Annotated in this window: 16 protein-coding genes; 4 read left to right on the top strand and 12 right to left on the bottom strand. The window is 58.3% G+C overall.

Annotation, left to right across the window (positions count from 1 at the left end):
• Nucleotides 1-10: 10 nt before the first annotated feature.
• Nucleotides 11-850, top strand: coding sequence for a carbon-nitrogen hydrolase family protein (locus K0B93_RS06090; RefSeq protein ID WP_219866360.1), 840 nt, complete (start codon nucleotides 11-13; stop codon nucleotides 848-850).
• Nucleotides 851-869: 19 nt separating this feature from the next.
• On the opposite strand, the gene yjgA is transcribed toward K0B93_RS06090, so the two are convergent.
• From yjgA to K0B93_RS06030, 12 genes are all read right to left on the bottom strand, one after another.
• Nucleotides 870-1,400 carry a ribosome biogenesis factor YjgA gene (gene yjgA, locus K0B93_RS06085; RefSeq protein WP_219866359.1) on the bottom strand — a complete coding sequence of 177 codons (531 nt, stop codon included), beginning with the start codon at nucleotides 1,398-1,400 and terminating at the stop codon, nucleotides 870-872.
• A 35-nt stretch (nucleotides 1,401-1,435) separates the two neighbouring features.
• Nucleotides 1,436-2,797, bottom strand: coding sequence for a magnesium transporter (mgtE, locus tag K0B93_RS06080; RefSeq protein ID WP_219866358.1), 1,362 nt, complete (start codon nucleotides 2,795-2,797; stop codon nucleotides 1,436-1,438).
• Between the two features lie 116 nt (nucleotides 2,798-2,913).
• The gene (locus K0B93_RS06075) at nucleotides 2,914-3,183 is read right to left on the bottom strand and encodes an HPr family phosphocarrier protein (protein WP_219866357.1); all 270 of its coding nucleotides are present in this window, start codon (nucleotides 3,181-3,183) and stop codon (nucleotides 2,914-2,916) included.
• A gap of 7 nt (nucleotides 3,184-3,190) precedes the next feature.
• Nucleotides 3,191-4,075, bottom strand: a complete 885-nt coding sequence (gene rapZ, locus K0B93_RS06070; RefSeq protein ID WP_219866356.1) for an RNase adapter RapZ — start codon at nucleotides 4,073-4,075, stop codon at nucleotides 3,191-3,193.
• A gap of 28 nt (nucleotides 4,076-4,103) precedes the next feature.
• Complete coding sequence (gene ptsN, locus K0B93_RS06065; RefSeq protein ID WP_219866355.1) at nucleotides 4,104-4,574, bottom strand: PTS IIA-like nitrogen regulatory protein PtsN; 471 nt, start codon at nucleotides 4,572-4,574, stop codon at nucleotides 4,104-4,106.
• Between the two features lie 86 nt (nucleotides 4,575-4,660).
• A complete protein-coding gene (gene hpf / locus K0B93_RS06060; RefSeq protein WP_203300215.1) occupies nucleotides 4,661-4,969 on the bottom strand; it encodes a ribosome hibernation promoting factor in 309 nt (102 codons plus the stop codon).
• A 110-nt stretch (nucleotides 4,970-5,079) separates the two neighbouring features.
• Nucleotides 5,080-6,606 (bottom strand): RNA polymerase factor sigma-54, encoded by a 1,527-nt coding sequence (locus tag K0B93_RS06055; RefSeq protein WP_228743317.1) that lies wholly within the window; start codon nucleotides 6,604-6,606, stop codon nucleotides 5,080-5,082.
• A 158-nt stretch (nucleotides 6,607-6,764) separates the two neighbouring features.
• Nucleotides 6,765-7,490 (bottom strand): LPS export ABC transporter ATP-binding protein, encoded by a 726-nt coding sequence (gene lptB, locus K0B93_RS06050; protein WP_219866353.1) that lies wholly within the window; start codon nucleotides 7,488-7,490, stop codon nucleotides 6,765-6,767.
• The gene (lptA, locus tag K0B93_RS06045; RefSeq protein WP_219866352.1) at nucleotides 7,468-8,025 is read right to left on the bottom strand and encodes a lipopolysaccharide transport periplasmic protein LptA; all 558 of its coding nucleotides are present in this window, start codon (nucleotides 8,023-8,025) and stop codon (nucleotides 7,468-7,470) included. Before lptA ends, lptB begins: the two co-directional genes overlap by 23 nt.
• Nucleotides 8,009-8,659: an LPS export ABC transporter periplasmic protein LptC gene (gene lptC / locus K0B93_RS06040; protein ID WP_219866351.1), complete on the bottom strand. Its 651-nt coding sequence runs from the start codon at nucleotides 8,657-8,659 to the stop codon at nucleotides 8,009-8,011. Before lptC ends, lptA begins: the two co-directional genes overlap by 17 nt.
• Nucleotides 8,656-9,225 carry a KdsC family phosphatase gene (locus K0B93_RS06035; RefSeq protein WP_219866350.1) on the bottom strand — a complete coding sequence of 190 codons (570 nt, stop codon included), beginning with the start codon at nucleotides 9,223-9,225 and terminating at the stop codon, nucleotides 8,656-8,658. The genes lptC and K0B93_RS06035 overlap by 4 nt, the downstream gene beginning before the upstream one ends.
• Entirely contained in the window at nucleotides 9,225-10,205 is a 981-nt protein-coding gene (locus K0B93_RS06030; RefSeq protein WP_219866349.1) for a KpsF/GutQ family sugar-phosphate isomerase, read from the bottom strand. The genes K0B93_RS06035 and K0B93_RS06030 overlap by 1 nt, the downstream gene beginning before the upstream one ends.
• A gap of 235 nt (nucleotides 10,206-10,440) precedes the next feature.
• On the opposite strand from K0B93_RS06030, the gene K0B93_RS06025 reads away from it, so the two are divergent.
• The 3 genes from K0B93_RS06025 to mlaD are packed head-to-tail and all read left to right on the top strand — an operon-like array spanning nucleotide 10,441 to nucleotide 12,517.
• Entirely contained in the window at nucleotides 10,441-11,253 is an 813-nt protein-coding gene (locus tag K0B93_RS06025) for an ABC transporter ATP-binding protein (protein WP_219866348.1), read from the top strand.
• Complete coding sequence (mlaE, locus tag K0B93_RS06020) at nucleotides 11,250-12,032, top strand: lipid asymmetry maintenance ABC transporter permease subunit MlaE (protein ID WP_219866347.1); 783 nt, start codon at nucleotides 11,250-11,252, stop codon at nucleotides 12,030-12,032. The genes K0B93_RS06025 and mlaE overlap by 4 nt, the downstream gene beginning before the upstream one ends.
• Before the next feature lie 35 nt (nucleotides 12,033-12,067).
• Entirely contained in the window at nucleotides 12,068-12,517 is a 450-nt protein-coding gene (gene mlaD / locus K0B93_RS06015; protein ID WP_219866346.1) for an outer membrane lipid asymmetry maintenance protein MlaD, read from the top strand.
• Nucleotides 12,518-12,534 lie beyond the last annotated feature (17 nt).

Below are 12,534 nucleotides of genomic sequence, written 5' to 3'. Positions count from 1 at the left end.
GGAGCCTTTTATGACCCAGACTGTCTCTGCCCGGGTTGCCGCCATCCAGATGGTGAGTACCCACGACATCGACGCCAACCTTGAGGAAGCGCGCCGACTGCTTGCCGAAGCTGCCAGGCAGGGAGCTTCGGTGGCGGTCCTGCCGGAAAACTTTGCGGTCCTGGCAACCCATCAGATGGTGGATCGTGGTCAAGGCGAAGCCGGCGACCATCCACTCATCCGATCTTTTCTGGCGGAGCAGGCGAAAACGCTGGGAATGTGGATTGTGGGTGGTTCCCTTCCAATCGCCGCGCGACCGGATGGCTCGGGTATCGATCACCGAGTCAGGGCCAGTTGCTTGGTTTTTGATGCCCAGGGCCGGGAAGTGGCCCGGTACGACAAAATCCACCTGTTCGATGCCATGGTGGATGACGCTCACGGGCAATATCGGGAATCCGACACCTTTGAGCCCGGCGAGGGGGTGGTGACTGTTGACACCCCTGCCGGCAAGCTCGGCCTGGCCATCTGCTATGATCTTCGGTTTCCGGAGCTATTTCGTGCTCTGAGGGAGCAGGGAGCTGAATGGGTATGTCTGCCCAGTGCATTCACCTGGCAAACCGGGGATGCCCACTGGCATGCCCTTATCCGTGCCAGGGCCATAGAGAACCAGGTGTGGGTGGTTGCACCGGGCCAGGGTGGCCAGAACAGCGAACGGCGGCGCACCTATGGCCATTCCTTGATCTGCGATCCATGGGGGAAGGTGGTGACCGAGCTGGCCGAAGGGCCGGGGGTGGTTGCCGCTGAACTGGATTTGGAGCAGCTCAAACAGTTGCGCAAGCGCATGCCAGTCTGGGAACACCGCCGGCTATAGGGCCGGCGGCAGCTGAGGATCAGTGGGTCGCTTCGGCGTCGTCAATGCATTCGCGCAGGTAGCGGAAGAGCTTGCGGGACTGGCCCGTGTTTTTCTGCTTCTCGACATCTTTCCGCGCGTTTCGTGCCAGATTGCGCAGGTGTTGCATATCGGCGGTCGGGCAATAGCTGAAGAATTCACCCACCACTGAATCTCCCTCGGCGATCATGCGGTCGCGCCAACGTTCGGCAAGGTGATGGCGCCGGGTGTGTTCCTCGCTGCCCGCATCGAAGGCATCAATAGCCCGTTTCAGGGCGTCCGGATCGTCTTCCTGACGAATGATCTTGCCAACATATTGCAGGTGCCGGCGCTTTGCCTCGTTCTGTCGAATGCGGCGAGATTCCTCGATAGCGGCGCGCAGGGTATCGCTGATCGGCAAGGTGTCGAGCTGGTCGTTGCTCAGGTCGAGCATCCGTTTGCCCAGATCCTGTAACGCATGCATCTCCCGTTTGAGCTGGGATTTGCTCTTGCCGAACTCGTCCTCGTCGTCGTACTGATCATGCTGACTCATGGTAGATCCGTTGTTATTCGGTAGTTGTACATCAATTACGCGTAAAATACGGTGGCGAGGCCCAGAAAGGACATGAAGCCGACCACATCGGTAACCGTCGTGAGGATCACGCTCCCTGCCAGCGCGGGATCAATATTTCTGGATTTCAGGAACAGGGGCAGGACTGTACCCACAAGGGCTGCGGCCACCAGGTTTATGACCAGGGCCGCGGCAATCACCGCTCCGATGAGCGGATCCTGGAACCAGGCCGCAGCGGCGGTGGCAACAACCAGGGCCCAGAACAGCCCGTTCAGGGCTCCCGACAGGAACTCCCGGTTCAGCAGCCAGCCGACGTTGGCGCCGCTGATCTGGCCTACCGCCATACCCCGGATAACGAGCGTGAGGGTCTGGCTGCCCGCTATACCACCCATGCTGGCGACAATGGGCATGAGCACGGCCAGCGCCACCACCTTGGTGATGGTTTCTTCAAACAGGCCGATGACAGCCGAGGCGATGAACGCAGTGATAAGGTTAATGCCAAGCCATACCGCGCGTCGCCGGGTCGTTTTCCAGACCGGGGCAAAGGTATCCTCGTCCTCATCAAGACCGGCCATGCTCATCAGTGAGTGATCGGCATCCTCGCGGATAACGTCGACCACGTCATCAATGGTGATCCGCCCCAGCAGCCTGCCATCCTCGTTCACCACCGGGGCCGAGATCAGGTCGTAACGTTCGAACAGCGTCGCGACCTTGGTATCCGAAAGGGAGACCGGAATGGGGTCGATGTCGGTGTCCATCACTTCCCGCACCGTGGCTGCGGGATTGGATACCAGCATTTTCGTGATTGGCAGCATGCCGATGAACTCGTCGCGGCGGCTTACCACAATCAGGCTGTCGGTCATCGGGGGCAGGTTGCGGTGTCGGCGCAGGTAACGTAATACCACGTCGATACTGATGTCAGGGCGCACCGTGATGGTGTCCGTGTTCATCAGGCCGCCGGCCGTGTCCTCGGGGTAGGAGAGTACCTCTTCGACCCGCTGGCGGTCCTGCTCGTCCATGGTGTCCAGAACTTCCTGGATCACCGTGTCCGGTAATTGCTGAAGCAGGTCGGCGAGATCGTCTGACTCGAAATCTTCAATGATATCGGCCAGTTCCTGGGCGTTCAGCTGGCTCAGGAAGTAACCGCGGATATCGTCGCTCAGGTACTGGAGGACTTCCCCTTCCAGTTGCTTGTCCACCAGGTTCCAGAGCAGCGCGCGCTGGCGAGGTGGGGACGATTCCAGGAGGTGGGCAATATCACTGGGGCTCAGGCCGCCATTCAGGATGCGGGCAACCTGTTTCAGGGCGCCGCTATCCAGAGCCTCGCTCAGGGAGCGGAGACGCTGGCGGGCCTGGCTTTTCTCCAGAATATCGGTCATGGATCACCCACAGTCAGAAAACCCTCGTATTATAACGGAGTTAGGAGGCAGAGGTGAGAGAGAGTTGTAGGTGAATTCCACAGAAACCGACGGTGCACGGGTTTTACGTCGGGTAATTACTCGCCTTCGCCGAAATAGTCGTTGATTAATTCCGTCAGGGCTTCAATGGCCGCTTCCTCGTCAGGGCCATCGGCGATGAGCTCCACATCGGTGCCCTGGCTGGCCGCAAGCATCATCACCTGCATGATATTTTTTGCGTCCACATCCCGGCCTTTTCCGCTGATCCGCACGCTACTGTCAAATTCGGACGCCGTTGCGACCAGTTTTGCAGTCGCCCGGGCGTGCAGTCCCAGTTTGTTGATGATGGTTATGGGGCGACGAATCATGGTGCGCTCAGATTTCTCCCCGGGCCTGCAGGTGCGGTAATTCCGTGTGACGAACCTGAACGTTGCTGTAGGTTTTCCGGAAATGTCTGCACAGTTGCTCGCTCACGTACACCGAACGATGCTGGCCACCGGTGCAGCCAATCGAAATGGTCATGTAACTGCGGTTGCTGTCGGCAAAAGAAGGTAGCCAGGTTTCCAGGAAGCTGGTCAGGTCGCCGATCATTTGGCCCGTGGCCGGTTCCTTTTCCAGAAAATCGATAACAGGTTGATCGGTTCCAACAAACTTGCGCAGGCTGTTATCCCAGTAGGGATTCGGCAGGCAGCGAACATCGAATACGTAATCCGAGTCAAGGGGTACGCCGTGCTTGAATCCGAACGACTGGAAGAGCAGGGCCAGCTCCTGATCCTTGCGGCCGACAACGCGCTGTTTGATCATGTCACGGAGTTCGTACATCGACATGCCGGTCGTGTTCACGTAAAGGTCACAGAGCTTGGACAGTGGCTCGAGGAGTTTTTTCTCGTTACTGATCGCCTCGCGCAATGAGGTCCGGTCGTCGCTCAGCGGGTGCTTTCTCCGGGTGGCGTGAAAGCGCTGGAGCAGGGACTGCTCGTCCGCATCCAGAAAAATGATCTCGACGGTGACCCCGGTTTCCTGTAGCTGACGGTAAATGACCTCGAAGTTGGCCAGCTCCCCGGACAGGTTGCGTGCATCGATACTGACAGCCATTTTGTGGAGTCGCCCCGGCGATTCCTGCGCGGCCGCTTCGCGGGTCAGGGGAAACAGCAGCCCGATGGGCAGATTATCGATGCAGTAGTAGCCGAGATCCTCGAGCACATGGAGCGCCGTACTCTTGCCGGAACCGGATCTGCCGCTCACGATGATCAGTTTCATGGGCACTCTGTCTCCACTCTCTGGGGTGTTACTCGGTCGCAGTGGTCATGCGCTTGTATAGTGTGGTGGCGTCATCACACTGCCGAAGCCCATCGCAGAACGCCCGCTCGTTGAACTTCTCCGCCAGCTGGCTGAGCAGTTCCAGGTGTTCGCTGGTGGCCTCCTTGGGGACGACGAGGGCAAACACCAGATCCACGGGCTGGTTATCGATGGCGTCGAACTCGATGCTTTCCTCGAGCGTCAGCAGAACGCCTACCACGTGATCCAGTCCTTCCAGCCGACAGTGGGGTATGGCAATACCCTGGCCAATCCCGGTACTGCCGAGACGCTCCCGGGACACCAGGTTATTGAAGATCTGGGTCTCGCTGAGCGATTCGTCGTGCCGGTGGATCTGTTCGGCGATGAATTCCAGCACCCGCTTCTTGCTTGATGCCGGTACCCGGCATAGGGTCAGCTCCGGTGCAAGGATGTTATCTATGGTCAGGGATGTGTCGCTCATGAATCGACTGCATTTCCGTAAAAAAAAGGCTGCGGCAGGTGCTCCATGCCGCAGCGCGATGAGATGACATGCATGAAAACGGGCGGTTAACGAGAGCCGTTTCCGTGCATCCGGTCTACATTCTTTTCCTTGTGCTTGAGGATCTGGCGGTCCAGTTTATCAATCAACCCGTCGATCGCTGCGTACATATCCTCGTTTTCAGCCTTTGCGTGAATATCACCACCAACCACGTGCAACGTTGCTTCCGCCATCTGACGCACCTTTTCCACCTGCAGGGTAACCTGGCAGTTACTGATATGGTCAAAGTGTCGTTCAAGTTTCTCGAATTTTTCTGAGACGTAATCCTTCAGTGCGGGAGTCAGTTCTACGTGATGGCCTGAAATGTTGAGTTGCATAGGCGTCTCCTGTTGTCATCATGCCGGTCCCAAAAGGCCGGACTGAGGGCTGGCGCACACCGCGCCGGCAAAGTTTGGCTCGGAGGAGCGCTGTACTCGACAGTGCTCCCCTAAACCAGTCTTTTTCGCTCGTTAGAGGGTGGAATATGCATCGCTTCCCGGTACTTGGCGACGGTTCGACGGGCCACTTTGATGCCCTGTTCCCCTAGCATGGCCGCAATTTTACTGTCACTCAACGGCTTTTTCGGAGTCTCGGCCGCTATCAGCTTCTTGATCATTGCACGGATGGCTGTCGATGAACATTCCCCGCCTTCATCGGTACTGACGTGGCTGGAGAAAAAGTACTTGAGCTCGAAGATTCCCCGCGGAGTGTGCATGTATTTCTGGGTGGTGACCCGGGAAATCGTCGATTCGTGCATTTCCACCGCCTGCGCTATGTCGGAAAGGATCAGTGGCTTCATGGCTTCTTCGCCGTGATCCAGAAACCCCTGCTGGTGCTCGACGATGCGTGTTGCCACTTTCAGCAGCGTTTCATTGCGGCTCTGCAGGCTCTTGATAAACCATTTGGCCTCCTGCAACTGATCCCGCAGGTAGGTGTTATCGGCACTGCTGTCTGCTCGCCTTATAAGAGAAGCATAGCTCGCATTGACGCGGATGCGTGGTGCAATTTCAGGATTCAGCTCAACCCGCCACCTGTCGTTGTGTTTGCGGACGATGACATCGGGAATCACGTAATCGGGTTCGGCGCGATCAATGACGTCGCCCGGACGCGGATTCAGACCGGTGATCAGGGCCAGGACTTCCCGCAACTGATCTTCCTTGAGCCGGCTTCGGCGCAACAACTGGGCGTAGTCCCGGTTGCCCAGCAGATTGATGTAGTGGGTGATGACGAGGCGTGCCTGGGCCAGCCAGGGGGTGTCAGGCGGCAACTGGTTCAGTTGGATCAGCAGGCATTCCTGCAGATCCCTCGCAAATACGCCGGGTGGGTCGAAATGCTGCAACCGGTGCAGCACGGCTTCCACCTCGTCCAGTTCAAGCGGGTCTTCCTCGTTTTCATCCAGCAGCCCTGAATGGATCTCGTCCAGCGGGCTGGTCAGGTAACCCCGTTCGTCCACCGCATCCATCAGGGCATGGGCAATGGCCTGATCACGTTCACTCAGTGGTGTCAGGTTCAACTGCCACTCAAGGTGGTCCTGCAGGGTTTCACTGGGGGAATTGCGGGTTTCGAAGTCGTGATCGTTTTCGTCGTCGTTGCGGGCCGCCGGGGCAGGGGCGGACTGATAGATATCATCCCAGGCGGTGTCGACCGGAAGATCGTCGGGGATGTTATCCGGTATCTCGTTTTCGGAGGTCCAGTCGGGGCCGTTTTCCGACTCATCCCAGTCGGTGTTGGTGTCAGAGCCCGCATCTGCTGCCGTTTCCGCGGCTGATTCTTCGTGGCTGTTATCATCGTCACTGGATGCGGTGTCGGCCTGATCGTCGTCTTCCGAGGTTTCCAGCATCGGGTTGGATTCCAGAGCCTGCTGGATTTCCTGCTGTAGATCGAGGGTGGATAGCTGTAGTAGCCGGATCGCCTGTTGCAGCTGGGGCGTCATGGTCAGGCTCTGACCCAGCTTTAACTGTAAGGAGGCTTTCATAACCATGGTTCAGGATCCGTCACTCATCAGGCTCTGCTTTACCGTAAGTTCAAAAAAATTGTTGTATGCCGGTCACTTGCCCTTGGCGCGAAACAGCCTAGCAAGTTCTTTGCCGAGTTTACTTGCTCGGGTTCATCAACACAATCGGGCAGCACTGCTCACAAACGGAATTCATTACCGAGGTAAACCTCTTTTACTTGCTGATTTGCGAGAATGGTTTCCGAATTGCCGGACGCAATGATGTGTCCCCCGGAAACAATGTATGCCGTTTCACAGATGTCCAGGGTTTCCCTCACATTGTGGTCTGTGATCAGTACCCCAATGCCTTTGTCCCGCAGGTGGCGGATAATGTGCTTGATGTCGCTTACCGAAATCGGGTCCACGCCGGCAAAGGGTTCGTCCAGAAGGATAAAAGCCGGTTCCATGGCCAGTGCCCGGGCAATTTCGACGCGCCGGCGTTCGCCTCCGGACAATGCCATACCCACGCTGTCGCGAATGTGGGTAATGTGGAATTCCTCCAGCAGTTGCCCCAGCCTGCTTTCCCGGTCGGCCCGGCTCAAGCCCTTGCGGGTTTCCAGAATCGCCATCAGGTTGTCGCGGACGGTCAGTTTCCGGAACACCGAGGCTTCCTGGGGCAAATAGCCGATCCCTTTTCGGGCCCGGCCATGCATGGGCAGTGGCGTGACGTCCTGGCTGTCAATCGTGATGCGGCCCCGGTCGGCCGGGACCAGCCCGACGATCATGTAGAAACAGGTGGTCTTGCCTGCACCATTGGGGCCCAGCAGGCCGACGATCTCGCCACTGCGAATCTCCAGCGAGACATCAAGCACCACTTTTTTCTGCTTGTAGCTTTTTGCCAGGTTACTGGCTCTCAGAACTGCCATCGGATCCCTGTATGCTCCTGGTGCTGCGTGGCTGAATGACCATCTCGACGCGGCCGCTGCCGGTTTCGGTCTTTGTGCCGCCCTCGGCAGTCACTACCCGACGGACGGTATCATAATGAATGACATCGCCCCGGAACAGGTTTCCATTCTGCTCAATGATCGCGTCCCGTTCAAAAGTCAGCAGGTTCTCCGCGGCCGACCAGGTGATGTTGAGAGCCCGGGCATCGGTTTCACCCTCTCCGTTGCGGGTGGGTTGCTGATAACGGGCGGGCTTGCCAGAGGCCTCAACCCGGCTCAGTCCGTCAACGTCGCGATAAAGGACCACCCGGTCCGCCGTAAGCCGGGTCCTGCCCTGAATCAGTTCAACGTCGCCGGTGTAGGTGGCAATGCCCTTGGCGTCGTCAAGCCGGGCGCTGTCCGCGCTCACGTTAATCGGCAGGTCCGAATCCAGGCTGAACGCGGCGACGGGCCCGGTTAAGGTCAGGGCCAGGGTGATCGCCAACAGCGTTCGTAGTCGGTTATTTGCCAGTTTCATAGCGTCCTTCCACCTGGGAGTTAAGTTCGAGAATGCGCTCGTTGATCCAGGCCTGCATGCCTTTTGCCCGGGTTACGCCAATCGTGTCGGTAATGGTGACGGGGGCATCGGTGTAGACGGTGCCCAGGTCGTTGTCCAGCGTCAGGCTCGTGGTTGTCAGGGTGGCTTCCCGTTCGCCGATGGTTCTGACCACCCGAACATGGTCGGTCAGGTAGAGAACCCCCTCGTTCTGCAGCCAGCTGCCGTTCTCCGCCTCGACAATCCATGGGGTGGTCTGCGGCTCGCCGAAGAGCTTGGCCCGGGGGGCTTTCATCGTCGCAATATTGCCTTCTTCGAACTGTTCGATTCGGGGGCTGGTGAACTGGATTTTCAGGTTGCCTTCCTCGTCATAGGAGGTGTAGCTGCCGTTAATGACAAAGCCGTCCGGTTCGGCCTTGCCCCGGAGCTCCGCCGCCTCATCCTGAACCACGGGCGGCTCGTCACTGCGCCACATCAGGAACACGGTGGCTGCGATGGTGCCGCCAAGAGCCAAAGAGCGCAACCATGGCCGATGCTCCAGCGTGAGCACTGAAATCAGGCTGCTTTTGTCTTCGATCTCGGTGATGTCGTTTTCGCCAGGAGAGGCATCGCTCATGCTTCGGGCTCCAGGAATTTTGACAGGGCATTATCAAGCTTGTCCTGCGCTGTCAGCAACAGATCGCATGCCTCGCGGACGGCCCCGTTACCGCCGGCTGCCTGTGTGCAGTAGTCGGCGTGCTCGCGCACCAGCCAATACCCGTTGGGGACTGTTATGCCGAGGCCGGCAAAGCGAATTGCGGGCAGGTCGGGCAGGTCGTCGCCCATGTAGGCAATGGCCTCGGGCGGAACATTCATGGTACTGACCAATTCTTCAAGGGCTGTCCGTTTGTCTTCCCGCCCCTGTATCAGGTGGGGGATGCCCAGATCCCGCATGCGTTTTTCGGTCAGGGGTGACTGGCGACCGGTGATAACAGCGACGGTAATGTCAGCTGCCATTAGCTGTTTCAGGCCCAGCCCGTCCAGAATATTGAAGGCTTTCAGTTCATCACCACTGGCGCTGAAGTACAGTTTGCCGTCACTCATGATGCCGTCTACGTCGAGGGCGATCAGGCGAATACGGGCGGCTTTTTCCAGGAGCGCCTGGGGCCAGGTGTTCCGCAGTGGACTGGTGTGGGTGGCCATCAGATAACTCCCGCCCGGAGCAGGTCGTGCATGTTGATTGCGCCGACCAGTTCTCCCCCTGCATCGGTGACGGGCAGGGCGTTTATCTTCATCTCTTCCATGATGTTCAGTGCTTCCGCCGCCAAGTGGTCTGCCTCGATGGTTTTGCCGTTGTGGGTCATCACCTGCTCGATCGGCGTGACGTGGACATCGACGTTCTTATCGAGGGTACGACGGAGGTCGCCATCGGTAAACACACCGGTCAGTTTGCCGGCTGCATCCACCACGGTTGTCATACCCAGCCCCTTCTGCGAAATCTCCAGCAGTGCCCCGCTCAATGTTGTGCCTTCCGGGACTCTTGGAATCCGGTCGCCGGTGTGCATGATGTCGGAGACCCGGAGCAGGAGGCGTCGCCCAAGACTGCCGCCCGGGTGAGAAAGCGCAAAATCCTCGGAACTGAATCCACGGGCCTCAAGAAGAGCAACCGCGAGGGCATCGCCCATCACCAGTGTTGCGGTGGTGCTGGAGGTAGGGGCAAGACCCAGCGGGCAGGCCTCGGTCTGGACACTGACATCAAGGTTCGCCACGGCTTCCCGGGCGAGGGTGGAATTCGCATTGCCGGTCATGCTGATCAGCGGTGCGCCCATGCGCTTGATCAAGGGCAGGATGGTGACCACTTCACTGGTGTTGCCGCTGTTCGAGATGGCAATGACCACATCTTGGCTGGTGATCATGCCCAGATCCCCATGGCTGGCCTCACCCGGGTGTACAAAGAAGGACGGCGTGCCGGTGCTGGCCAGTGTTGCGGCAATCTTGTTGCCGATGTGGCCGGACTTGCCCATGCCGGTGACCACCACGCGCCCCTTGCAGGCCATGATGACCTCGCAGGCTTTGATAAAATGGTCATCGATGCGTTCTTCCAGGGCATCAATGGCTTCGCGCTCGATACGAATGGCTTGGATCGCGGAAGTGCGGAAATCCTGTGAGCTCTGTTCAGTCATCGGGATAGGGGCCTGGTCTGCTTGGGTGGTCTCGGAAAATAATGGTACGGCTGAATCCCCGATTTGGGGAGAGCCGCTCAAGTTACAGCGGAGTATATCATTTTCGATTGCAGGCGCCGTGCGGTTACAGAAAGTTCAGACAAACTGACCAATCCTTTCAATAGATTTTGCGTTTCATGGATTGAGCTTGGGGGCTCCTTGGAATAATGTACCCGCTCCTCGAAAGGGAAGGATTATGGGTTCACCCGCATACATTTCACTAAAGGACGTTGTTTTCTCCCGTTCCGGCCGCCGAATTTTTGATGGCGTCAGTCTGGATGTCCCCCGTGGCAAGATAACCGCGATCATGGGGCCCAGTGGAACCGGCAAGACCACGCTCCTGCGTCTGATCGGAGGCCAGCTTCGGCCGGACTCCGGCAGCGTTGTGCTGGATGGTCATGAAGTCCCGAGGCTGAAGCGCGCAGACCTCTATGCGATGCGTGAGAAGATCGGCATGCTTTTCCAGAGTGGTGCGCTTTTTACCGATCTGAGCGTGTTCGAAAACGTGGCGTTTCCGCTCCGGGTTCACAGTTCGCTGCCGGAGGACATGATTCACGACATTGTCCTGATGAAGCTGGAGGCGGTTGGCTTGCGGGGTGCGCGTCACCTGATGCCCTCCGAACTGTCCGGTGGTATGACCCGGCGAGTGGCGCTGGCGCGCAGCATCGCGCTGGACCCTGAGCTGATTATGTACGATGAGCCCTTTGCCGGACAGGACCCTATCGCCATGGGCGTGCTGGTGAAACTGATTCGCGATCTGAACAGCTCTATGGGGCTGACCAGCGTACTGGTCTCCCACGACGTGCCGGAGTCCCTCAGTATCTGCCATTTTGCCTGCATCATCGCGGACGGCAAAGTGATTGGGCAGGGCACACCGGAGGAGCTTCGGGCACACCCGTCTGAACAGGTTCAGCAATTCCTGAAAGGGCAGCCGGATGGCCCGGTACCGTTTCACTACCCGGCAGCTGAGGCCTCGCGGGACTATGGTCTGAGCGGAGGTGCGTCTTGATCGATCGGGTTGTGGCACTGGGTCACCTGGGGCTGACGGTCGTCTCATCTTTTGGTCGTTCCGGACGCTTTCTGGCGGGGGTGTTGCTGGGCGTTCCGCGGCCGGCGACCGGGTTTCCGCTGCTGATCAAGCAACTGTACGGGGTCGGCGTGTTGTCGCTGGCCATCGTCATCGTGTCGGGCCTGTTTATCGGGATGGTGCTGGGGCTGCAAGGCTATACCATTCTGAGTGACTATGGGTCCGAGGCCGCCATTGGCCAGATGATCGCGCTGACTCTTGTTCGCGAGTTGGGTCCGGTGGTTACGGCACTGCTTTTCGCCGGTCGGGCCGGCTCTGCCCTGACCGCTGAAATTGGTCTGATGAAGGCTACGGAACAACTCTCCAGCATGGAAATGATGGGTGTTGACCCCCTGCGCCGGGTTATCGCCCCGCGCCTGTGGGCGGGTTTTATCGCGATGCCCGTGCTGGCAATTATATTTTCAGCAGTCGGCATCTGGGGCGGCATGCTGGTGGGCGTTGACTGGCTCGGCGTTTTCGAGGGCTCCTTCTGGGGTAACATGCAGTCGTCGGTGGATTTTGCCGAAGATGTGATGAACGGCGTGATCAAAAGCGTGGTATTCGGGTTTGTGTGCTCGTGGATTGCCGTCTATCAGGGGTATGACTGCGTGCCGACCTCGGCGGGTATCAGTGCCGCCACCACCAAAACTGTCGTGTATTCTTCCCTGGCGGTGCTCGGTCTGGATTTTGTGCTGACCGCCATCATGTTTGGCGACTTCTGACATAACGATTAATGGATAGGTACCGGGAGCCGGTAATGACACAGCGAACAACAGAAATCATCGTCGGATTGTTCATGATCGCCGGCCTGGCAGCACTCCTGTTTCTGGCCTTGCAGGTCAGTGGCCTGTCACCCAAACCGGCGGAAGATACCTATCGCGTCTACGCCAACTTCAACGATACCGGGGGGCTCACGCCGCGTGGCCGTGTCTCCATGGCTGGGGTGACGGTCGGCACCATCGAGTCGATCAGTCTGGACAAGAAAACGTTCCAGGCCAGGGTGACCATGGCCATTCATTCAGACATCGACAACATTCCTGCGGACAGTTCCGCAGTAATACGTACATCCGGGCTGCTTGGCGAACAGTACATTGATATATCCGTTGGTGGCGACATGGAGTCGCTGGCCGAGGGGGACACATTTTATTCCACGCAGTCAGCCATGAACCTCGAACGGTTGATTGGGAATTTTGCATCCGGCCGTTAATCTGGCTGGGAGGGACT

The organism is Marinobacter sp. F4218, from assembly GCF_019443085.1.
In the GTDB taxonomy this organism is placed as follows: domain Bacteria; phylum Pseudomonadota; class Gammaproteobacteria; order Pseudomonadales; family Oleiphilaceae; genus Marinobacter; species Marinobacter albus.
This window is presented reverse-complemented; position numbering and strand designations above follow the sequence as displayed.

Excerpts from the sequence above, each read along its gene's own strand:
- rapZ (WP_219866356.1), bottom strand. The coding sequence starts at position 4,075 with ATGAAACTGATCATCGTGAGCGGCAGATCCGGTTCCGGCAAGAGTACG.
- ptsN (WP_219866355.1), bottom strand. The coding sequence starts at position 4,574 with ATGAGCGACACATCCCTGACCATAGATAACATCCTTGCACCGGAGCTG.
- K0B93_RS06025 (WP_219866348.1), top strand. The coding sequence starts at position 10,441 with ATGGGTTCACCCGCATACATTTCACTAAAGGACGTTGTTTTCTCCCGT.
- lptC (WP_219866351.1), bottom strand. The coding sequence starts at position 8,659 with ATGAGCGATGCCTCTCCTGGCGAAAACGACATCACCGAGATCGAAGAC.
- lptA (WP_219866352.1), bottom strand. The coding sequence starts at position 8,025 with ATGAAACTGGCAAATAACCGACTACGAACGCTGTTGGCGATCACCCTG.
- K0B93_RS06075 (WP_219866357.1), bottom strand. The coding sequence starts at position 3,183 with ATGATTCGTCGCCCCATAACCATCATCAACAAACTGGGACTGCACGCC.
- K0B93_RS06030 (WP_219866349.1), bottom strand. The coding sequence starts at position 10,205 with ATGACTGAACAGAGCTCACAGGATTTCCGCACTTCCGCGATCCAAGCC.
- mlaD (WP_219866346.1), top strand. The coding sequence starts at position 12,068 with ATGACACAGCGAACAACAGAAATCATCGTCGGATTGTTCATGATCGCC.
- yjgA (WP_219866359.1), bottom strand. The coding sequence starts at position 1,400 with ATGAGTCAGCATGATCAGTACGACGACGAGGACGAGTTCGGCAAGAGC.
- K0B93_RS06090 (WP_219866360.1), top strand. The coding sequence starts at position 11 with ATGACCCAGACTGTCTCTGCCCGGGTTGCCGCCATCCAGATGGTGAGT.
- hpf (WP_203300215.1), bottom strand. The coding sequence starts at position 4,969 with ATGCAACTCAACATTTCAGGCCATCACGTAGAACTGACTCCCGCACTG.
- mgtE (WP_219866358.1), bottom strand. The coding sequence starts at position 2,797 with ATGACCGATATTCTGGAGAAAAGCCAGGCCCGCCAGCGTCTCCGCTCC.
- lptB (WP_219866353.1), bottom strand. The coding sequence starts at position 7,490 with ATGGCAGTTCTGAGAGCCAGTAACCTGGCAAAAAGCTACAAGCAGAAA.
- K0B93_RS06035 (WP_219866350.1), bottom strand. The coding sequence starts at position 9,225 with ATGGCCACCCACACCAGTCCACTGCGGAACACCTGGCCCCAGGCGCTC.
- K0B93_RS06055 (WP_228743317.1), bottom strand. The coding sequence starts at position 6,606 with ATGAAAGCCTCCTTACAGTTAAAGCTGGGTCAGAGCCTGACCATGACG.